The organism is Planktothrix sp. (assembly GCF_046067725.1).
Classification (GTDB): Bacteria; Cyanobacteriota; Cyanobacteriia; order Cyanobacteriales; family Microcoleaceae; genus Planktothrix.
The window spans coordinates 21,832-43,884 of sequence record NZ_JBJUDF010000014.1 but is presented as its reverse complement, the minus strand read 5'-3'; the positions used below and the strand labels follow the sequence as shown (position 1 = coordinate 43,884).

At 39.1% G+C, this 22,053-nt stretch carries 19 protein-coding genes; 6 read left to right on the top strand and 13 right to left on the bottom strand.

The annotated features are described in order from the left end of the window. Positions 1 to 441 (bottom strand): hypothetical protein (locus tag ACKPEB_RS00880; protein ID WP_408962874.1); only part of this gene is annotated, 441 nt, incomplete at its 3' end. Positions 442 to 874: 433 nt separating this feature from the next. Here ACKPEB_RS00880 and ACKPEB_RS00875 point away from each other — a divergent pair. After that, complete coding sequence (locus ACKPEB_RS00875) at positions 875 to 2,038, top strand: glycoside hydrolase family 10 protein (RefSeq protein ID WP_408962873.1); 1,164 nt, start codon at positions 875 to 877, stop codon at positions 2,036 to 2,038. 309 nt (positions 2,039 to 2,347) lie between these two features. Then, positions 2,348 to 2,704, top strand: coding sequence for a Mo-dependent nitrogenase C-terminal domain-containing protein (locus ACKPEB_RS00870; RefSeq protein WP_408962872.1), 357 nt, complete (start codon positions 2,348 to 2,350; stop codon positions 2,702 to 2,704). Between the two features lie 51 nt (positions 2,705 to 2,755). Here the strand turns inward: ACKPEB_RS00870 and ACKPEB_RS00865 are convergent, their stop codons facing one another. The 4 genes from ACKPEB_RS00865 to cbiD all read right to left on the bottom strand — a co-directional run bounded on the left by ACKPEB_RS00865 (position 2,756) and on the right by cbiD (position 8,085). Further along, positions 2,756 to 3,109, bottom strand: a complete 354-nt coding sequence (locus tag ACKPEB_RS00865) for a Dethiobiotin synthetase (protein WP_408962871.1) — start codon at positions 3,107 to 3,109, stop codon at positions 2,756 to 2,758. 165 nt (positions 3,110 to 3,274) lie between these two features. Beyond that, entirely contained in the window at positions 3,275 to 4,861 is a 1,587-nt protein-coding gene (locus ACKPEB_RS00860; protein ID WP_408962870.1) for an SDR family NAD(P)-dependent oxidoreductase, read from the bottom strand. Between the two features lie 246 nt (positions 4,862 to 5,107). Further along, positions 5,108 to 6,727, bottom strand: a complete 1,620-nt coding sequence (gene guaA / locus ACKPEB_RS00855) for a glutamine-hydrolyzing GMP synthase (RefSeq protein WP_408962869.1) — start codon at positions 6,725 to 6,727, stop codon at positions 5,108 to 5,110. Positions 6,728 to 6,906: 179 nt separating this feature from the next. Next, positions 6,907 to 8,085, bottom strand: coding sequence for a cobalt-precorrin-5B (C(1))-methyltransferase CbiD (cbiD, locus tag ACKPEB_RS00850; RefSeq protein ID WP_408962868.1), 1,179 nt, complete (start codon positions 8,083 to 8,085; stop codon positions 6,907 to 6,909). Between the two features lie 82 nt (positions 8,086 to 8,167). On the opposite strand from cbiD, the gene ACKPEB_RS00845 reads away from it, so the two are divergent. Then, positions 8,168 to 9,526, top strand: coding sequence for an FAD-binding oxidoreductase (locus tag ACKPEB_RS00845; protein ID WP_408962867.1), 1,359 nt, complete (start codon positions 8,168 to 8,170; stop codon positions 9,524 to 9,526). A 60-nt stretch (positions 9,527 to 9,586) separates the two neighbouring features. Here the strand turns inward: ACKPEB_RS00845 and ACKPEB_RS00840 are convergent, their stop codons facing one another. After that, positions 9,587 to 11,191, bottom strand: coding sequence for a CapA family protein (locus ACKPEB_RS00840; protein WP_408962866.1), 1,605 nt, complete (start codon positions 11,189 to 11,191; stop codon positions 9,587 to 9,589). Positions 11,192 to 11,369: 178 nt separating this feature from the next. Here ACKPEB_RS00840 and rfbB point away from each other — a divergent pair, with 178 nt between their 5' ends. Then, positions 11,370 to 12,479, top strand: a complete 1,110-nt coding sequence (gene rfbB, locus ACKPEB_RS00835) for a dTDP-glucose 4,6-dehydratase (protein ID WP_408962865.1) — start codon at positions 11,370 to 11,372, stop codon at positions 12,477 to 12,479. 35 nt (positions 12,480 to 12,514) lie between these two features. Here the strand turns inward: rfbB and ACKPEB_RS00830 are convergent, their stop codons facing one another. From ACKPEB_RS00830 to ACKPEB_RS00810, 5 genes are all read right to left on the bottom strand, one after another. After that, the gene (locus tag ACKPEB_RS00830) at positions 12,515 to 12,850 is read right to left on the bottom strand and encodes a hypothetical protein (RefSeq protein WP_408962864.1); all 336 of its coding nucleotides are present in this window, start codon (positions 12,848 to 12,850) and stop codon (positions 12,515 to 12,517) included. Further along, entirely contained in the window at positions 12,819 to 13,235 is a 417-nt protein-coding gene (locus ACKPEB_RS00825; RefSeq protein WP_408962863.1) for a hypothetical protein, read from the bottom strand. The genes ACKPEB_RS00830 and ACKPEB_RS00825 overlap by 32 nt, the downstream gene beginning before the upstream one ends. A gap of 293 nt (positions 13,236 to 13,528) precedes the next feature. Beyond that, entirely contained in the window at positions 13,529 to 14,194 is a 666-nt protein-coding gene (locus tag ACKPEB_RS00820) for a cofactor assembly of complex C subunit B (protein ID WP_408962862.1), read from the bottom strand. A gap of 161 nt (positions 14,195 to 14,355) precedes the next feature. Continuing rightward, positions 14,356 to 15,087: a response regulator transcription factor RpaB gene (rpaB, locus tag ACKPEB_RS00815; RefSeq protein ID WP_408962861.1), complete on the bottom strand. Its 732-nt coding sequence runs from the start codon at positions 15,085 to 15,087 to the stop codon at positions 14,356 to 14,358. Between the two features lie 230 nt (positions 15,088 to 15,317). Next, positions 15,318 to 15,455 carry a hypothetical protein gene (locus ACKPEB_RS00810; RefSeq protein ID WP_408962860.1) on the bottom strand — a complete coding sequence of 46 codons (138 nt, stop codon included), beginning with the start codon at positions 15,453 to 15,455 and terminating at the stop codon, positions 15,318 to 15,320. A 21-nt stretch (positions 15,456 to 15,476) separates the two neighbouring features. Between ACKPEB_RS00810 and radA the strand changes: the two genes are divergently transcribed. Together radA and ACKPEB_RS00800 are read left to right on the top strand one after the other, a co-directional pair. After that, positions 15,477 to 17,099: a DNA repair protein RadA gene (gene radA / locus ACKPEB_RS00805; RefSeq protein ID WP_408962859.1), complete on the top strand. Its 1,623-nt coding sequence runs from the start codon at positions 15,477 to 15,479 to the stop codon at positions 17,097 to 17,099. Between the two features lie 288 nt (positions 17,100 to 17,387). Further along, entirely contained in the window at positions 17,388 to 20,030 is a 2,643-nt protein-coding gene (locus ACKPEB_RS00800; RefSeq protein ID WP_408962858.1) for an MASE1 domain-containing protein, read from the top strand. 32 nt (positions 20,031 to 20,062) lie between these two features. Here the strand turns inward: ACKPEB_RS00800 and ACKPEB_RS00795 are convergent, their stop codons facing one another. Together ACKPEB_RS00795 and ACKPEB_RS00790 are read right to left on the bottom strand one after the other, a co-directional pair. After that, positions 20,063 to 20,236 (bottom strand): hypothetical protein, encoded by a 174-nt coding sequence (locus ACKPEB_RS00795; RefSeq protein WP_408962857.1) that lies wholly within the window; start codon positions 20,234 to 20,236, stop codon positions 20,063 to 20,065. Positions 20,237 to 20,719: 483 nt separating this feature from the next. Then, positions 20,720 to 21,478, bottom strand: a complete 759-nt coding sequence (locus ACKPEB_RS00790; RefSeq protein ID WP_408962875.1) for a lysophospholipid acyltransferase family protein — start codon at positions 21,476 to 21,478, stop codon at positions 20,720 to 20,722. Positions 21,479 to 22,053: the final 575 nt, after the last annotated feature.

Genomic DNA, 22,053 nt, shown 5'->3' with positions numbered 1-22,053 from the left:
AACCAAAGGCGCCGTGATCGGATTGGGAGTCGTTGTGGTCGGGTTCGGTGTGGTTGGGGTGGGAGTCGGTGTGGTCGGTGTTGGTGTGGTTGGGGTGGGAGTCGGTGTGGTCGGTGTTGGTGTGGTTGGGGTGGGTGAAGGAGAGGGGGGAAGAGTTGGAGGAGGAGTGATGGGGGGTTGAGGTTGAGGAATAACGGGGGTCGGAGGTTCAACAATCGTTTCTAAGGGTCTAGGAAGTAATGGAGTGGATAATATCCCTGTGTTAGTTGTCGTGGTGTCTCCTTTCCTAGTTTCAGTAACCGCAGAGACAAAGGGTTGGTCTGGGTTGAATGTGATAGCAATTTCAGGTTGATTATTAAAGGAAGGGTGAATGTTAAACAGATTAAATACAATATTTGTGCTATTATTTTCTCGAATCCGGTGGGCTTGGAATTCGTTCATAGAATTGACCTCAGTTCTGAGTTAAGATGAACTGGATCATTTATATCGTATAACCTTAACAACTTGTAAATTTTTTGACTAAATTTTCCCTGGTCTGGCTGACACAATCTCTGACTTTTCCGGTTAATTTTATCAATAATACAGCCAGAAGACCGACCAACACGATTGCTTATGGTGGGGATATTTAAACTGAGTCTCTCATTTTTTTAGTTTTGCTACAAAATAATTAATTATTATTAGTAATAATAAGTCAATGAATTATCAATTTTACCCGATTTTAAAATCTTTTAAAATTTTGAAAAACTCTATGGCTATCTTACTGAGAAACCCGAAACACAAACCCTATTTTCGGTTCTTTCAAAGACTCTTGAAATTATCTTATTTTACGTTTAAATTTTTAAAAAAATATTTCTTGTTAAGTTTAGCAATCATCTTGATTCTATTCATTAATTTCAAACCTTCTTGGAGTCAACTTGTCCCCCATGCTTCAGAAATTCGAGGAGTTTGGTTAACGAATGTCGATAGTGATATTTTATATTCTCCTCAAGCCTTAAATTCTGGATTAAAACGGTTAAAATCTATTAATATTAATACCCTCTATCCCACCGTTTGGCAAGGAGGTTATACTCTTTATCCCAGTTCAGCCACTCAACAAGAATTTGGGATTTTAATTGACCCGCAATTAAAAAATCGAGATGTTTTACAAGAAATTATAACCCAAGGACATCAACAAGGTTTCACCATTATTCCTTGGTTTGAATTTGGATTTATGGCTCCTGCTCATTCAGAATTAGTTCAAAAACATCCTGATTGGATGACACAGCGACAAGATGGTAGTAAAATCAAACAAGAAGGCGTTGAAGAACGAGTTTGGTTAAATCCTTTTCATCCCGAAGTTCAAGAATTTATCTTAAACTTAATCACAGAAATTGTTAAAAATTATCCGATTGATGGCATACAATTTGATGATCATTTCGGCTTACCTGCGGAATTTGGCTATGATGATTATACGGTTAAATTATATCAACAAGAACATAACGGACAATCCCCCTCTCAAGATTTTTATGAAACCTATTGGGTACGATGGCGAGCCGATAAAATCAATCAATTTATGAAACGAACCTTTGAAACAATTAAATCTATCCAACCGAATTGTATAATTTCATTATCTCCTAATCCTTTACATTTCGCCTTACCTGCTTATTTACAAGATTGGTTTACCTGGGAACGAAAAGGATGGATAGAAGAACTGGTCATACAAATTTATCGTTCAGATTTGAAGCGATTTATAACAGAATTAGACCGTTCAGAAGTGACGTTAGCAAAAAACCATATTCCCGTCGCCATTGGCATTTTAAGTGGGTTAAAAAATCGTTCAACTTCAATGAATATTATTAAACAACAAATTAGCGAAATCCGTCGCCGCAAATTCGCTGGGGTGTCTTTCTTTTTCTATGAAAGTTTATGGAAGTGGTCAGAAACATCTGAACAAGACCGCCAAACTCAACTTTATCAATTTTTTCCCACCCCGGTCAACCGTCCCAAGTTGGTAGGCTACGAAGATTTTAAAAAAATCGATACTATATCACTTTTGTAAAAATTTAAATCACAAGAATTATTTATATTTTTTATAGTTAAAATCTAAAGTTTAAATAAAACTTATGGGAAAACTCTTGAAATTTAGGGCATGATTATGAATAGAAGGAAAAACACAGTTAACCAACACTGAAATCTGGCCAGAAATCGGGTTGCTTCTGTTGTTCACCTTTCATTCCTGAAGGTCTGTCAAGGTCTTGTGACCGAAAACAGAAACTACCCAGGTATATTCGTAGACCCTACATAGACAGTAAGTTGTCTACATTTCGGTTAAATCTGAATAAGAACGATGAATTTTATTGATTGTACCATGTCTTACCTAACTTTTGTTTCTCGCGAAACAACTTCCGTTGAATCCGCTCCGATTTCTCAATCTGGCCCCTTTAACCCACTTCGCTCCCAACCTCAATTTGCACCTCTGCGTCCCATTCGTCATTGGCTAGAAAGTATTAAAATCCAAGACGCTAAGTTTGCTCATCGCATCTGTCAACTCATCCCGGCTCAATGTCCGTTTGAACGAGATATTAAAGTTTTTGGTCGGGTTCTGTTTCATATTCCGCCATTATGTAAACTTAATCCTTTCTATGAGGAATTAGTTTGTTTACGGTTTCAAGCGTTATGTTATTTGGCGGATGAATGTGGAGAAGATATTTCCGCTTATTGTTGACTGTTAACTGTTGACTGTTAACCATTAATGGTTGACAGTCACCTGCTTTATCTATTTTTCCACTAACCAATGACCGGAAAAAATACTTTTAACACCTAAAGCAATTCGTTGTAAATCTTCCTGTAATAACGGAGGCCATTCAATGCCTCGGTTACGACCTGCAATAAATTGTTGCTGACTTTCTATGGCTAATTGATGTAAAGCTAACACTAAGGCTTTTTCAAAGGTTGACCTTTCTTTTAAGGTATCATAGGCGATTTTTAATGCTAATAAAATAGCTGTTACTTGACCCGGAATGGGGGGTTGACCTTGCTTTAAACGCATCAAAAATGCATCGGGATTTTTTTGTGTTTCTAAGGCTATTCCTTGGTCGATTAAAAATTGATAAGCTGTTTTGTAATCCATTTAATTAAGTTATTGTGTTAGGTTTTTTATTATACCAAGTCTAAATAATTTGTGATCAAGACTTGTAGGGGTTAGGAGACCCAACCCAAACGATTGTTATATTTCAAAAAATCGACCCATATCCGGGTATATGGGCAAGGAGACCTCGCCCCTACGGTTTTGTCTCTAAAGAAACACAATGGGAGATTGGATGTGGGAACTATAATTTCTACACATTTTAACACTAGATTCTGCAAAACGGAGGGTTAAGGAGAGGCGAACTTGACCACTCATATTACAAATTGAACGATGAATTAAATCATCAGTAAAAAAGATGAATTCTCCGGGTTTTAAACAAACAGGTAATGCCAATTGTTCTACATCGGTTTTGACCTCAAAAAAAGGATTTCCACTAAAGGGATCATTCATTTTAACTGAACACAAAGAGTTATATTTTTCAGGTAAATATTGAAATCCGTTCCCCACATTTACTTCTGTTAAAGCTAGATAAGCATGAATAGTTTTTCCCGTTTTTGTTAATAACTGAGGATATCGGTCTTGATGCCAAAGGGGAATTAATTGTTGAGCGGGATAATTGACCCATAATTCAGAACGCCAAAGAAACAAAGATTCTCCTAAATATTCTCGAACTTTTTCGAGTAAATAAGGATTTTGACAAAGTTCAAAAATAACAGGAGAATCCAAATGGCGTTCCATGTGAAATTCCCGTTTTAATCCTTGAATGAGTAATAATATTAATGAGCCAAAATTTCCGGTTTTGAGAAATTGATAACTATTAAATAATACGGGAATCGGAGAACGAGGTAAAACAGTCTTGAAAATCTGTTTTTGAATTTCTTTCAGTTCAGTTTCGGTTAAATTTAAAGAATAAGGCCCCCAGATGCCATCTTCAGGGTTATATTGAACGGGAGTTTGTACAATGGGATTAGATAATCCCGTCCAAAATAAACTTTTTTCCCATAACTGACTGGCTAAGTTATCATTAATAGCAATATCCGTTAAGGGCATCGGTTGAAGATTTCGATTTAAGAATTGACCTTGAACTGCATTATATTCAGTGTTAGTTAAAAATTTAATTATATTTTGACTAATTTTTTGAGGAGAATTACCAATTTTTAAAAAGCGACTTAATTGATGCCAAATCGTAATATTAGATTGAACAAAACCCGGATGAAATGTATTGATTCTGACGGAGGTTCCCTGCAATTGATGTTGTAAAAGATACCGCATCAAGAGTAATAAACACATTTTAGAATCTGCATATAATTTTAGAAAGTTCAAAGGCGTTTTTTTCACCCATCGTTTCCAGTCCAGATTTTTTGACCCTAACGCCACATCAGAACCAATGAATAATATTTGACTGGATGCTGATGATTTGAGTTTATCTAATAATAAATAAGTTAATAAAAAATGTCCTAAATAATTGGTTCCCCAAATTAATTCAAATCCTTCTTCAGTCGTTCCTGATTGATTAAAAATACCTGCATTATTAATTAATAAATTTAAAGGAAGCTGTCGTTGTTCAAAACGATTCACACAGCAACGAATTGATTCTAATGAAGCTAAATCTAACGGTAAAAATTCAACTTTTCCTTGATTAGTTTGCTTTTCAATATAATCAATAGCTTGAGCAGCTTTGCGTTCTGAACGACAAGCCATTAAAACATGATATCCCTGTTTAGCGAGTTCTAATGCGGTGCTTAAACCTATTCCAGAACTCGCTCCGGTAATTAAACAAACTGGCGGTTTCATATTCATTCAACAGGGCATTGCTTGGGTACAATCTTAATCGAAAATAGGTGCTTATATTCCATCCTTTAATGTTGGCTACCCATCCGTCCCCTGTAGAGACGCGCCATGGCGCGTCTCTACGTGGGTTTATGGGACTTATCTACTGTCAATTTCAGGATTTGTATTTCTTCGAGGTTTGCTCTTTGTAAATCCCCCTAAAATAGAAGGATTTAGAGTAATTGAAAACGGGAATTTTAATTTAACAATCTATTCCCATTCAATCGTTCCAGGCGGCTTAGAGGTAATATCATAAACCACCCGATTCACGCCCCGAACTTCATTCACAATCCGATTAGAAATCTGTTCTAATAAATCATAGGGAACCCGTGACCAATCAGCCGTCATGCCATCTTCACTACTCACAAATCGCAAAACAATCGGATAAGCGTAGGTGCGATGATCTCCCATCACCCCAACACTTCGCACCGGAAGTAAGACCGCAAAAGCTTGCCAATAATCGTGATAAACTCCTTGTTTATTGATTTCTTCCCGAACAATTAAATCCGCATCTCGGAGAATATTTAACTTTTCAGCCGTGACTTCTCCTAATATCCGAATCGCTAAACCAGGGCCAGGAAAAGGATGACGTCGAACAATTTCTTCGGGTAAACCAATCGAACGCCCGACTTTTCTGACTTCATCTTTAAACAGTTTTCTTAGGGGTTCTACTAATTTAAACCGTAAATCTTTCGGTAATCCTCCGACATTGTGATGGCTTTTAATTTTAACCGCAACTCGTTCTCCCGTTTTCGGATCAACATTAGTATCGGCGGATTCAATTACATCAGGATATAATGTCCCCTGAGCTAAATAATCAAAAGGCCCTAAACGAGTTGATTCTTCTTCAAAAACTCGAATAAATTCTCGACCAATACGTTTCCGTTTTTCTTCGGGGTCTGTGACGCCTTCGAGTTCTTTTAAGAAACGTTCACGGGCATTAACATATTGAACAGGAATGTGAAATTGTTCTTGGAATAATTTTAATAATCGTTCCGGTTCTAATTTCCGCATGAACCCTTGGTCGATAAACATACAAGTTAAATTATCGCCAATTGCCCGGTGCATTAAAAATGCTAACGTTGAAGAATCAACCCCACCCGAAAGCGCTAATAATACCCGTTTATCTCCAACTCGCGCGCGAATTTCTCGAATGGATTCTTCAACAAATGCTTCGGTTGTCCAAGTGGGTTGACAACGACAAATATGATAAACAAAATTACGAATTAAGGCTTGACCGCCAATAGAATGAACCACTTCTGGATGGAATTGCACCCCATACAATCGTTTTTCATGGTCAGCAATGGCAGCACAAGGCGTATTCTCGGTATGGGCTAAAATTTCAAATCCAGCCGGTAATTGAGTGCAAGAGTCCGCGTGACTCATCCACATCGTTGCGCCTTGTTCGACATTGGTGAGTAAATCCGTTGGGTCGTCAATTTGTAAAGACGCTTTGCCATATTCTGCCCGTTTTGCTCGTTCTACGGTGCCGCCGAGTTGTTTAACCATCAGTTGCATTCCATAGCAAACCCCTAAAACGGGAATTCCCAACTCCCACAGTTTGGCATCACATTCGGGTGCGCCTTCATCATAAACAGAATTGGGGCCACCCGAAAGGATAATTCCTTTGGGGTTAAGCACTTTGAGTTGTTCGGCGGTGGTGCGATAGGAAATGACTTCAGAATAAACTTCAGTTTCCCGAATGCGACGGGCGATTAATTCGGAATATTGCGAACCGAAGTCAAGAATCACAATCATTTGTCGGTTTAATGGGGTGACTGAATGATCAGTTTCTTGAGGTTGAGTGGGGGTTTGAGTCTGAGGAGACATATTGAGTTTAATCTAAGGGATAGAAATTCAAAGGTTAACAACTATAAAATCCCAACCTGCTCTGGTCTTACTCAAAAGCATCATCGAGGAGGTTTTCAAGGATAAATCACATGATTACAGATTTAGAGAGCCTGAATGAGCAGTTATGGGTCAGGATAGACGCATCTTGACAACAGCCTTCAAGAGTGATTCAAATTAGAATAACAAATTTGCTGTAAAAGTGTATCAGCGATTTCACTTGTGATGATCATTTTACGCTTACGGTCGAACATTAGGGAACCTACCTTGACATTTTTTTCACAGTGGGTATAAATATACGTCTGGGATCGGTGATCAATGGCGGTTGCGATCGCTTTATACACCCGATTCACCCAATTTTCCCCCGTGATTGTTTCTAATTCTCGCAGCAATTGTAACCCATTCTCGGCTGTTTCCTGGTTCAAAATTCGTTGTAAATCAATGGTGGGTAGTCCGACCTTTGCAGCATAGGCGGTTAATATTTCTAAGCGACCATCGGCGAGATGATGATGGGTATGAAAAATTCCTCCCGCTAATTTGATTAATTTGCCATGATAACCTAATAATAAAATAGACTGCACTCCCGCCAGGCTGGCGGTGACCAACATCGGCCCTAACCAATTGGCTGTTTTAACAATTTGTTTTGGTGGAATTCCGATTTTTTGGGCAAAATCTAATCCATTTTCTCCAATACAAAACACTAAACAATCAACTTCTTGGGCTTTTTGTTGCAATAGAGTTTGATATTGTTCTAATTGTTCAGGAACCGTTAAAGGTTGAGAAATTCCAGTTGTTCCTAGTAAAGATAATCCTTCCACAATTCCAAACGCCGCGTTAGAAGTTCGGGTGGCTAATTGTTTTCCTTCGGGTAAAATAAAAGTGATTAAAATTCGGTCTTGGGGTTGTAATTGTTTCTCAAGATTGGCTAATAATAATTGTTTAGCATACCGATAAATAGCCGTATGTCCGGTTTTTTCATCATAGCCAATTCCCTCTCCACCTTGAATCACAATATTATCCGAAAGTTGACTTTCCCTCGCTTTTTCAGGGGAATGAGAGGGTAAATTTTTCACCCATTCCACCATCGCCCAAATCGGAGTATTGCGAGTTAAATCTAAATTATCTCCTGGATCAGAACGAGTAATTGCTAAAACAGAATAATCTGTTAAACAGGCAATTTGTTCAATGGGAATATTCACAATTTGCGCGGGTTTGATTAAATCAATCGTTACTTGTTGAATCAATTGATTTTTATTTTTTAAATATTGTAATGCCGCTACCGCAGCCGCACAAGCAAAAACCGGAAGTGTATATCCAGAACGAGGTTGATTTGTTGTCATGTTTAATCAATTTACCTCTTTGAGTAACTTTTTCCAAAAATCAGTTATCCTAGATCCCAATCAATGACCCTTAAGTATAACCATGATTAATATAAACTGGGATACCTTTTGTTCTGAACTGTCCGAAATTGAAACAATTCAAGAACCGAACCAACGCCAAAAACTTTCTCAAGACTATTACCATTTTAGCCCAATTTTACAACCGTTACTCAAGGATAAAATCGGAGATATTGTGGTACGTCCTACCACAGAAGCGGAAGTTTTACAAGTCGCTAAAGTTTGTGTGAAATATAAAGTTCCTTTGACTGTTCGAGGTGCGGGAACCGGAAATTATGGACAGTGTATTCCCTTAGAAGGAGGAGTGATTTTAGATCTAACAAAATTGAATCAAATTAACTGGATCAAACCCGGTTTAGCTTGTGTAGAACCCGGTGTTAAATTAGCAACATTTGATAAACAAGCACGAGAAATAGGATGGGAATTACGCATGATTCCTTCCACCTATCGGACTGCAACAATTGGGGGTTTTATTGAGGGAGGAAGTGGAGGAATTGGGTCTATTACTTATGGACAATTACGTGATCGCGGTAACTTACAAGCCGCACGAGTCGTGACAATGGAAGATGAACCTCGCATCATTGAATTAAGAGGAGATCAGGTGCAGAAAATTAATCATGCTTATGGAACAAATGGCATTATTACAGCCTTAGAAATCCCTTTAGCTCCTGTCTATCCTTGGGCTGAAATGATTGTCACCTTTGATGATTTTATGACCTCGGCTCGATTTGGTCAAGCCTTAGCATTATCCGATGGAATTATTAAAAAATTAGTTTGTGTTTGTGCTGCACCCATTCCCGCTTATTTTGCCGCATTTAAAAATATTATTCCCTCTGGAAAAAACGCTGCATTATTAATGATTTCTGAAGCCAATTTAGAACCGTTTCAAGAATTAGTTAAGGAGTATGGGGGTACAATTTGTTATCAAAAATCCTCCGAGGAAACTGGAAAAGGAAGCACCCTAATCGAATATACCTGGAATCATACCACCTTACACGCTCGTAGTGTTGATCCATCTATTACCTATTTACAAACTTTGTTACCTGCGGATCGAAAATTAGAATTATTAGAACATCTTTATGATCATTTTGGGGATGAAGTGATGCAGCATTTAGAGTTTGTCAGATTACAGGGAGAAATGTATCCCATTGCTTTACAATTAGTTCGATTTACCACCGAAGAACGGTTAAATGAGATTATGAATTATCATGAAGAAAAAGGTGCGATTATTTTTAATCCCCATACTTATATTTTAGAGGATGGTGGCATGAAAACGATTAATTTAGAACAATTACAATTTAAACAAGAAGTTGATCCCTATGGATTATTAAATCCAGGGAAAATGAAAGCTTGGTTAGAACGAGAAAAACATCTTGAAAATTAGAACCCGTAGGGGTTGGGTCTCCCAACCCAAGGGCAAAACCCGTACCTTAACACCAATAAATTAAGGCTTGTTAATTAAAATTTTGCCCTCTTTATCAATTTTTAAAGGTGTTTTCGGAAAATCTTTTTGAATCAGATTACGAATTAAATTAACACTTTTAGAACGCTGATCTAACGCTGGAATTCCTTGGGAATTTAATTGAACAGGAATAATTTTTCCTTCAATAAAATCTCCTTGAGGATTAACTTTTGCTTCCAATATTAACGAATATCCTAACTCTCCAACCGTTGATAAAGTCCGATATCCCATAAAATTTCCTAACGAATAAGCAATTAATTTTCCTTTATAAAGTTCTAACGCTCTGGGAACGTGAGGGCCATGACCTAAAATTAAATCTGCCCCCGCATCAATCATACTATGGGAAAATAAAACTAAATTCCCGCGATTTTCTCCATAGAAATATTCGGTTTTATTTCTAACATTTAATGCCCCTGTTCCTTCCGACCCACCATGAAAGGAAATCACCACGAAATCAGCATTTTTTTGAGCGGTTTTAACTAACTTTTTACCTGCTTCTATATGACTTAAATTATTATGATACTCATAATTACTAAAACCAATAAACGCAACTTTTACCCCTTGAACTTCATGATAAATAATTTTATTTTTTTCTCCCACTGCTTTGATCCCGACTTTTTGAATATTCTGAATTGTATCTTTAAAACCGGATTCAAAGAAATCAAAGGAATGATTATTGGCAACACTCAAAATATTAAAGCCTGCATCTTTTAATAAAGCAGTATATTCAGGAGGAGTGCGAAAAGCAAACACTAACCCTCGACCAATCGCTTTGGCACTATAGGGATATTTCGTTAAGGTACTTTCAAAATTTCCAAAGACAATATCCCCTTTTAATTCAGATTTAACTCCTGCAAATAAAGCATTTTTGTTGCTCGATAATTTATTATAAGGATAATTAGTACCAGGAATAATGTCTCCAACCGCCCGAATGGTAAGTTGTAAATCAGGATTAATCGGATTTTGCAGGGTTTTTAGAGTGAATTGAGAAACGGTATTTAGATTTTTCAGGGTCGCTTCTGTGGGAATGGGGGAGGAAGTAGAAACAGGTTCCACTGCGAAGGAAAAAGAAGGAATTTGAGATAAATTAGCGGATATATTTTGAGGAATTGTTGTGAAAAACGAGGTGATTTTTTGATAATTTTGGTTCAGGAAAAATCCTGATAACGGCAAAATGATTAAACTAACAGAACCTGCAATTAACCAAGGTTTAGAAATCAAAAATTGAGGAGTTTGTTTAGGTTTTGGCGGGTTGACGGGTTGAATGTTTGTTGGTTGAGGTACACAGACAACTTCCCGTAAAACCAGAGTTTGAGTCCAACCCGGTTTTTTCTCACCTAGACGGGTTCCAGAAATCGTCACAGACCCAATAGAATCAGCCTCTAAGCGCATCAAACCGTTATAAACCACCCGAATACAAGTTTCAGTATCGGGAAGGTGTTGAGACTCTAAAACCACGTTAAGATGGTAGCCTTGACGGGTAGCTGTTGCTGTCACCCCGTTGGGTTGCAGTGCTTGATTAATTAAAATAGCGATCGCCGTTGCATCACCTGTTTTGGCCAGTGCGATAGTGTTGTGGTCACTCACTCCGATGTCCTCACACCTGATTTAAGGGGATTAATTGAACTGATTTTCCTATTTTCTAGGGTCATTTCTCTGCCGAATCCACCGAACACGAGTACAATAATCAACAGTTTATCGGATCAGGGCTGTAAACGGAATCCAACAGCCATGATTTTCAACCAGCAGATCATCTTAAGAGGATATGACATTGGCTGTTCAGTATAGCTACAATAAAACTGGCACTCGTTTACCCCATCGCATCCTGATTACAGGAGGGGCTGGATTTATTGGATCAAATTTTGTCCATCATTGGTTTAGTGCTTATCCTGATGATCGGGTAGTTGTTTTAGATGCCTTAACTTATGCAGGAAATCGCAAAAATTTAGCAAGTTTGGAAGATAAGCCGAATTTTCGGTTTGTGCAGGGGAATATTTGCGATCGCAACTTAATTGATCGTCTGTTACAAGAAGAACAGATCAACACCCTTGCTCATTTTGCCGCAGAATCCCATGTTGATCGTTCAATTCTCGGCCCTGATGCCTTTGTTCAAACTAATGTTGTTGGAACATTCACGTTATTAGAAGCATTTCGTCAATATTGGTTAACCCAAGGTCAACCCGAACATTATCGGTTTCTGCACGTTTCTACCGATGAAGTTTATGGCAGTCTTAGCCCTCATGACCCGGCGTTTACAGAACAAACTCCTTATGCTCCTAATAGTCCCTATTCTGCCTCAAAAGCCGGAAGTGATCATTTAGCAAGAGCTTATTATCATACTTATGGAATGCCCACCATTATTACCAATTGTTCTAATAATTACGGCCCCTACCATTATCCTGAAAAACTAATTCCGTTAATGTGTATTAACGCTTTATTAGGAAAACCCCTTCCGGTTTATGGAGATGGTCAAAATGTCCGAGATTGGTTGTATGTTTTAGATCATTGTCGAGCTTTAGATACGGTGATTCATAATGGCAAACCTGGGGAAACTTACAATATTGGGGGCAATAACGAAGTTAAGAATATTGATTTAGTTAAAATCTTATGTCGAATTCTGGATGAATTAGCGGTACATTTACCTGTAAAACCCTCTAATCAATTAATTACTTACGTTAAGGATCGACCCGGACATGATCGACGTTATGCGATTAATGCCAGTAAAATTCAAACTGAATTAGGGTGGGCTCCTTTAGTTACTGTCGAAGAAGGATTACGTCAAACCGTTGGCTGGTATTTAACCCATCGCAGTTGGTGGGAACCTTTATTATCAGAGGAATATCAAGATTATTATCGACAGGTTTATCCGTCTTAAAATAGTAGAGACGTTGTATACAACGTCTCTACGTTCTAAAAATCATTTAATTCAGCAATTATATCTAAACTATCTTTATTGGCTTTAGCAACTGGGCAAATAATATCCTGTAAATATAACTTACCTTCTTGATAGTAAAGATAAAGTTTCCAACGTTCAGCTTCATCAATTCCCACGCAATAAAGTGGGATTTTTGTTCCTTTAATTCGTTTTAATTTTGACTTAAAAAAGCGTTGATAACGATAGCAAGATTCATCCTGAAGTTCAGCTAAAACTTCTAAAAAACGACCTTTTAGTTGTTCAGGAAGTAGAGTTAAGGCTTTCCGAATAATTCCCCGTTCATCCACGAGTGACGGTGGCAACTGTACCATTGTTTGATTTGACCTCCATGATAGTTTTTTGGGGTAAGAAACCTTGATAAATTGATGATCCAACTTCCTGATAAACCTGGGCTGAAACTTGACTATCAACGACTCTAAATAACGTAATCAATGTCCGATTAAACAGAGGATCATCATCAATAGTTAAAATCACTCGCAGGTAATAATTGACAATAAAAGAATAGAGAGATGAAGTATAATCATCTAATAAATCAAATTGATAAAATTGATGTAGTCGTCTTTCAGGATCTCCTTTATTTGTTAATAAAAAAGAAGAATATTCATGAAGCTGTTGCAAAATAATAGACTGTTCAGCTTCACTATAAGTTTTTAAATCCTGTTCAAATTCTTCAGTAGACTCGAATATAATCTCCATAACCTAAACTCCAAAGTCAATATGCTTAAGATTCTGGACACAAACAGAGCATTAAGTTCTGTTCTCCCCTCCTATCGTGAAAACTACAGCAATACTCAGATGTTTGATCGATGCTAATACTGAATATTTTACGGGAAATTTCCCCTCTGGAAAAAATATAAGCAATCGCCAGGAAAAATTAAGATTTTCTAAATATACTCTCTGATTCTATTCTTGATTCCTGATTTCATTTTCAGAATATTATCTGAAATACCCAGAGCATCATTGTATCCTGATTTGCTATTTTCTAACTTTTAAGTTAACTCAGATGTTTCATTCAAGAGATTAGATAAGGTATTTGCTAACTTTTCTCCAATTCCCTCGACCCAATTTTCATCTTGTTTGGTATAACTCCGAGGGGTATTTGCCCCTAAAATTAAAACACCTTGATCACCGAGGGGTTGACAGATAACACCTTGTGTATTTTCCGGTAAATAATCAAATTCAATTCGCCCCGGATATAACGTTAAATTCACTAAATAGATGGGTTTCTGTTTCTCTAAAACCCGTTGTAAAATTGCCCCTGGTTTAACCGTTGGATTTTTTCCCAGTATTCCTCGTCGTAATAAAACTTCTCCTTGATAATAAATCACCACAGAACGGGTCACGGTATTAGTTAATAATAAATGAGAAGCCCAGGCTAATTCGGTTTGAATCAATTCGGGTAAATCCGGTTTTAATTCAAAGCCTTGTTCCCCGACTAACTCAACGGCATCGGGAGATCTCGGTTGAATTTGTTGCCACAATAACCCCGTTAAAATTAACACGGCACTTAAAATCACTCCCAAGGCATCAGAACGGGCTTGAGAGTCCAATAATTGCGGGGTTAGCAATCGATTGATCAGCAGGAATACCCCCCCTAAACTTCCTGCAAATATCGGTAATAATCGTAAAACCCGATTCCGATCTGATGTCGCCATAACTACATCTGAAATTAAGCGCAAAAATGACTGTTAATTTTGGCAGAGGTCAGGAAGAAAGGTTTTGATGGTTACAAAGTGCGGAGTGCGAAGTACGGAGTACGGAGTGCAAACACTCAACCATTTCCCTCAACTCCCCCTGCTCCGCCTGCTCCCCTGCTTTAACCAACTTCTCCCGGTTCAATAATCCGTTGGAACAGATAACCCGTTCCCCTGGCTGTTAAAATTAATTCAGGATTGCTGGGGTCATCTTCCAACTTGGCACGCAGGCGGGAGATATGAACATCAACCACACGGGTATCCACGTGACGTTCTGGAGTATATCCCCAAACTTCTTGTAAAATTTCAGAACGAGAAAAGGGTTCACCCGAACGACTGACTAACAGTTCTAATAAACTGAACTCCATGCCCGTTAAGCGGATGCGTTCATCGCCTTTGTAAACCTGTCGCTTGTTGGTATCAATTCTAATATTGCTAACCTGAATGACACCGGAACTGGGAATCCCCGATGCTCCATTTTTGTCAATGCGACGTAAAACCGAACGAATTCTGGCTTCAAGTTCCTTGGGAGAAAAGGGTTTAACGACATAATCATCCGCCCCCAATTCTAACCCGGTAATCCGATCTGCGACATCTCCCAAAGCGGTTAGCATAATAATGGGGATATCGGATTCTTTGCGTAACTCTTGGCAGACCCCATACCCATCTAATTTAGGCATCATCACATCCAAGACCACTAAATCGGGGTCAGTTTTACGGAAGGTTTCTAAGGCTTCTTCTCCATCGGCGGCGGTAACGACATCGTAACCAATCATGGAAAGGCGAGTTTCCAAAATTCGACGGATACTAGCCTCATCATCAACGACCAAAATTTTTTCTTTATGATTTTCCAATGGATTTCAACGCTCCCTTAGTTGTATTCAGTGACAGTTTTGATAAACAACAGTTAGACTTGCATCCGGTGAATCTCAGGAATTTTTAACCCAGAGTCACATCTTTGCCTTTGGACACCTAGAGCCAACGGCATCAACGGACGTAAATCTCAACTTATGTTAAGTTGAGTTTGAGAAATGTATTGATTTTTTTACCTTATCATTAAGGGAACCCGGATTGAGATCCCCAATTATACGGATGGATTCGTTGGATACTGATCATCGCTGTAACAAAAGTTTAATCCTCTTTCCTGCCAAGATGAAGCGACTTTAAAGTTTTTTAAAGTTGTTTTAATTTGAGGTTGTTGTGTTTTAGCGTTTTCTTGCATTTCAATTGATGATTCTGAACAATGCCAAAATCTCGTACTCTTTATGTTTGTCAGGAATGCGGAGCCGAATTTTCTCAATATTTTGGTCGCTGCTCTGCTTGTCAAGCGTGGAATTCCCTTGAAGAACAAGTTGAACAACCTGCTCCCACCTCCCTACAACGGTTTAGTTGGAGTAACTTGAGTGGAGAACACCCAGAGGGTTCATCGGAGGTGACAAAACCCGGACAACCTCGGTCTTCCTTCCGATTATCCCAAATTTCCGATCAATCTCAATCCCGAATGCCATCGGGTTATGGAGAATTAGATCGGGTTTTGGGGGGTGGCATTGTTCCGGGTTCGTTGGTGTTAATTGGGGGTGAACCGGGAATTGGTAAATCAACGTTATTGTTACAAGTCGCTAATCGTTTATCTCAGACCAGTCGGGTTTTATATGTCTCGGCGGAAGAATCAGGACAGCAGGTTAAATTGCGATCGCAACGTTTAGGGGTGGGGGTTGAGGAAGAAGATCAAACCCCTAACCCAGTAGAAAACGATGATCAATCACCTCCCCACTCCACTAATCCCTTTACGGAACAACTCAAGGGTCGGCGTCATAAAAAGTCGAATCCTCCTGAAAATGGACATCAAAAACCTCCTAAATCAGAGGAAAAATTATCAGAAATTAGAAACCATAAAAGCGAAACTCAGGATTTATATTTACTGCCAGAAACGGATTTAGAAGTGATTTTAAGAGAATTAGAATCGCTGAAACCTCAGTTAGCAGTGATTGATAGTATTCAAACCATTTATTTTGCCAGTTTAACCTCTGCACCGGGTTCGGTGGCTCAGGTGCGGGAATGTACCTCGGCTTTAATGCAGGTCGCCAAACGAGAAAATATTACCTTATTAATTGTCGGTCATGTCACCAAAGATGGCGGCATTGCAGGGCCGAGGGTTTTAGAACATTTAGTCGATACGGTATTATATTTTGAGGGCGATCGCTTTGCTTCCCATCGCTTATTACGGTCGATGAAAAATCGGTTTGGAGCCACCCATGAAATCGGGGTGTTTGAAATGGTGGCTCATGGATTAAAAGAAGTCCCTAACCCATCAGAATTATTCTTAGGGAATCGAGATGAATTTGCCCCCGGAACTTCAACGGTGGTAGCGTTAGAAGGCACTCGCCCCATTGTAGTCGAAATTCAAGCGTTAGTCAGTCCTGCTAGTTACGGTTCGGCTCGACGAGCGACAACTGGGGTGGACAGTAGCCGATTATTACAAATTTTAGCCGTATTAGAAAAACGAGTCGGAATTCCTTTGTCTAAATTGGATGCTTATGTAGCATCGGTGGGAGGCTTAAAAGTCGAAGAACCCGCCGCCGATTTAGGCATCGCTATTGCCATTGTTGCCAGTTTCCGAGATCGGGTGGTTGACCCACGAACCATTTTAATCGGAGAAATCGGCTTAGGGGGACAGGTGCGTCCGGTGTCTCAACTCGAATTACGACTGCGGGAGGCGGCTAAATTAGGATTTAAACGTGCCATTATTCCAAAAGGTCAAAGTCCGGCAGATTTGGGGTTACAAATTCTTCCGGTTGCTAAAGTCATTGATGCGATTATTGCTTCAATTCCGGCTCAACCTCCCTCCTTCAATGATGAATCCTAATCGGATCTGTTAGACTGTGAATGAATCAGGGACATTTTGACGGTGAATCTTCTCATTGGTCACTCATCTCAAAGTTTGAATCAATGACGATATTGACGAAAATTTGTATCGGTTGTGAACAGAAATTCAGAACCCAACGGTTAAGAGATCTTTAACGTTCTGTTGTTCACTTTCCCACTGATTCTTGAAGCATCAAAAATCTAAATTCAACTCAAGCAATTTTCCCATAACCCATCTAAACTAGAAATTCAGGGTCACTCACTCCACATCAGCTTACTCACAACGACAATGTTAATGCAATCCCTTGAACGTGCGAAGGTCATCAATGGTCGATACTTAGGTTCGGTGGGTTTGATGGCGATAGCCTACTGGCTTATTGGAAAGGTGACAACTGAATATTTAATGTTGAGTCCCATCCAAACCTTAGTCTGGCCGAATGCGGGAGTTGCGCAAGCCATTATTCTTTTATGTGGTTATCGCTATTGGCCAGCGATTACCTTGGGTTCAGGGTTCTCCTTGCTGGGTACTGAACACATTTCTGGAATGATGGTAGCATTCTCTAGTATCGGCGCAACGTTGCAGGCTTGTTTGGCGACTCAATTGCTGAATCGGATTGATTTTTCCCCCCAACTCAAACGCCTCAAAGATGTTCTCGGATTAATGATTTTAGGGGGAGTGATTGCCACTTTAATTAATCCGACCTTGACCTTGATGAGTGCTGGGTTAAGTGGTGTCATTCCTTGGGAAGATTTTAGAGAAACTTGGATGATGGGATGGTTAGCTAATGTTATTGGAGTCTTAGTGGTGGCTCCGGTACTGTTAACCTGGGGAAGTGAGTTTCAACGTTATTACTATCGCTATCACACTCCGGCTTCCCCGATTTCATCTTTTCTCAATGCCTTATCTCAAAGTTTACCTTTGGGAACTACAAGGTTACGCTTGATTGAACGTTCTCCTAGTGAATTTTTTTGGGTTCGTCAACTTGAAGTTGGGGTTTGGTTATTACTCTTATTTGCTTTAAATTGGTTTGTCTTTTGTTCTCGAACTCGTGCGGCGACGATTCGTTTTCCCTTGGAATATTTGCCGTTTCCGTTTTTTGTTTGGGCTTCTTTACGATTTGGTCAACGGGGAACAACCCTAGCTCATTTGATTACGGCGGGTTTTGCCGTTTGGGGTGTGGCGCGTGACAGTGGGCCGTTTATGAGTCGGGGTACGGATACGCCTCAAATTTTTTCTGTCCAGGCGTTTATTTTGGTGATGGCTATTACGGGTTTAGTGTTAGCTGCAACGGTGACTGAACGCCAACAAGCCGAAATTAGTCTGAGAAATAGTGAGGCGAGTTTAGCAAATGCTCAACGCATTGCTAAGTTAGGTCATTGGGATTTGACGATTAAAAGTTATGAATTATTTTGGTCGGATGAATTGTATCGAATTTTAGGAACAACTCCCCAGCGTGTTAAACCGAGTTTTCCTCAATTTTTAGATTTTGTTCACCCAGAAGACCGAAGTTTTGTTCAAAATTATCTGGATCAATTGTTATTTCAACAAAAACCTTATTGTATTGATTATCGTTTGAGATTAATTAACGGTGAGGAACGGATTGTTTTTGAACAAGCGGTGATTACTTCTAGTCATATTACCAGTACCATTCAAGATATTACTGATCGCAAAAAAGCAGAAATTGCGTTAAAAGCCAGCGAAGAACGCTTTTCTAAAGCTTTTAGTGCCAGTCCGATTGGGATTTGCATTATGACGTTAGTTGAAGAATTCTTTTTAGATGTTAATGATAGTTTTTTACGTCAATTGGGTTGGAATCGAGAAGAGGTACTTCACCAAACTCCAGAACAATTAAAGATGTGGGTCAATCCTCAACAACATTTGAAACTCAAAAAACAATTGCAACGTCAAAATCAAATGAGTAATGTTGAGTTAAAAATTCGCCAAAAATCAGGACATATTCGAGATTGGTTAGTTTCTATTGAATTAATTGATTTAGGGGGAATTTCTTGTTTACTGATGATGGCGAATGATATTACGGAGCGTCAACAAGCTGAAGAATTGAGAACGGCGAAAGAAGCGGCTGAATCTGCCAACCATGCTAAAAGTTTATTTTTAGCTAATATGAGTCATGAATTACGAACGCCGTTGAATGCAATTTTAGGTTACAGTGAATTGTTAATTGAAGATGCTGAAGTCTCTAATCAGGGAGAATTAGTAGGAGATTTAAAAAATATTTATGTTTCTGGACAACATTTATTAACCTTAATTAGTGAAATTTTGGATTTCTCAAAAATTGAAGCGGGTCGCATGAATTTCCATTTAGAAACCTTTAAAGTTGCTACGTTACTTTGGGAAGTGGAAACAACAGTTACACCAGCAGCTATCAAAAATTCTAATCAGTTTATTTTAGATGTAGCTGAAGATGTGGATATGATGCACACGGATTTAACGAAAGTTCGTCAATGTTTATTAAATCTCCTGAGTAATGCTTGTAAATTTACCGAAAATGGTCAAGTGACTCTTAAAGTTTGGAAAGAGGAAAGCGACCCAGCTAACAGGACTTTTAATCCCCCTCATGACTCAGAAAGCCTGAGTTTTCAGGATGAATCGATGAACGACATTCCTGATCTTTCTAAAGCTAGTTCAACCCTGATTGTGTTTCAGGTGATTGATACAGGAATTGGGATGACAGCTAAACAGTTAGTAACAGTTTTTAATCCTTTTACTCAAGCAGATGAAACCACCACTCGCCGTTATGGTGGCACTGGATTAGGATTAACAATTACGCAAAAACTCTGTCAAATGATGGGTGGGAATTTATCGGCAATGAGTGAGTTAGGTCAAGGTTCGACGTTCACGATGAAACTTCCTCAAACATTATACTGTTTACCCGGAGTTTCCCAAGATCAGGTGTCTAACTCAGATTTTTGACACTCCCACCCATTTTTTTGATGTTAAAGGATTTAACAACGTAGAGACAGTCCGGGTGCATAAGCTTCCACAACTTTACCCGTCACCGAACAGGTAATCATTAAATAGTCACAACGATGACATTGAGTTTGAGTGACTTGATGGGTGTAAGACCGCTCTGCTAATGTTCCACAATTAGGGCAACGAACCGTTTGTTTAGTAGCCATTGTTCATCCTTTGGGTTCCACCCAATTTATAATTTTTGCCAAATCCAAATTTTATGTTTTTATAGCAGGGAACAGGAACTGCGATTGACTGGGAACCGGGAGGAAAAGATTTCTCTATGCACGGTTTTAGCATCAGTCTATTTCCTAACACCCCTGGCGCGACTGCTATATCTTTTAAGATTCATAAAAACGGTGAAATCAGCGAATATTCTGTTGATTTGGGGTCAACAGATTGATTTTATTTGTTCATTATTTTCTGAAAAGATCGTAACACCCTGACCCCGTTTTTAGAATCTGTCTTTAGTTATAAAACCTTGATCCCCAATGTTAAATCCTTAAAATCCACCAACTCTTCCCCCATTGCTAGATTAATTCACCTAATCTATTCTTAGGCTGTCTTTAACCGCTTGAAGCTGAAACTTAACAAAAATTTAAGCCTAGAGACTGAATGAGCAACATTTTTTAGTTAAAAAATATTAAGCGTCAACTCTTAACAATTAAATGATTAAGTTCCCGTTGCATCGCTGTTTTCACCCGTTGATAACAAATATCAACATACTCTCGATCATTCGCCGCTTCTCGTCCATACCGTTCAAACTCAATCACCGGACAAATATGAATCTTGATTTTGGCAGGAAGGGGAAAATTGGGTAACGGCCCAATTCCGATTCCCCAAGGCAACCCTAAATAAATCGGAAACACCTCTGGGTCAAGATCTAATAACCAAGGCATTCCTAAGTGGTGCAGTTGTTTCACCCAATCGTAAATATCTGTGAGCACAATTAATGTATCGTGGGCACCAGATGAAATCACCGGAACAATAGGAGCTTTCTCCCGCAATGCTAACTTAATAAATCCTTTACGACCTGCTAGATGAATTCGGTTGCGAAGGGCATGGGGACGAAACACATCTTCACCCCCACCTGGATAAACTAAAACCGTTGCATTTTGTCGTAACGCTGCCATTCCCATCTTGGGATGAGCTATCACCGCTCCACACTGTACCGCCGAAGCAGCAACGGCTGGAGAAACCTGCCAGACTTTCGGGTGCATCAGTCCGTAAAGCAATCGTTCTGTTCCGAAGCGACGACACCAAGCATACAACCCCATAAACATATCGGGGGCGGCTAACCCTCCATTATGGGAACCGACTAGCAACATCTTATTTTGAGAGGGAAGATTTTCCCAGCCAGTGGTTTCAACCTGAAAATAATGGTCATAGAACCAACCTAAAATCGGCATTAAGGATCGGATATACTCAGGATCTCGATCCTGCAATGACCAACCTGTGAAACGGGAATTGAGGGAGAGGTTGGCAGATGGGTCAGGGTTGAAGAAGGGGTTCAAGGTCGCTCTCACGGTAAACTTTGCCTTCGTCAAGATACTCTAGTTTTGAGAAAATTGGCAACCCATATGAAAAACTGGGTTTTGGGGAAATGACTATTGCTTTTTATCTTAGATCACAAATTCGGTATTTTGTCAAGTCCCTTCTCCAGAGCTTCGGCTATTTTCCCTAAACATCGTGTCTCGTTGGGTCGATATTTTGTCAGAAAACCTCGATATTTTACGAAAGAATGGGAGTTATAGACGCTGTTTTTACCAATAGACACAATAAACCCTTGGGCGGTGTTTCCTTGAGTGTACCAGAACCCCTATAATTTCGTCAACTTTTTGAGAAAAATTCTCAGTCAAATATCCAAATTTCCTGACAATCTTTTAAAGAATTAAATGATTTCGGATAAAATATAAGAATAACTTAAGACAATTAGACCAATAAACTGTCGTGTGGGTGAGTGGGAGTGTCAACAGGATCTCTT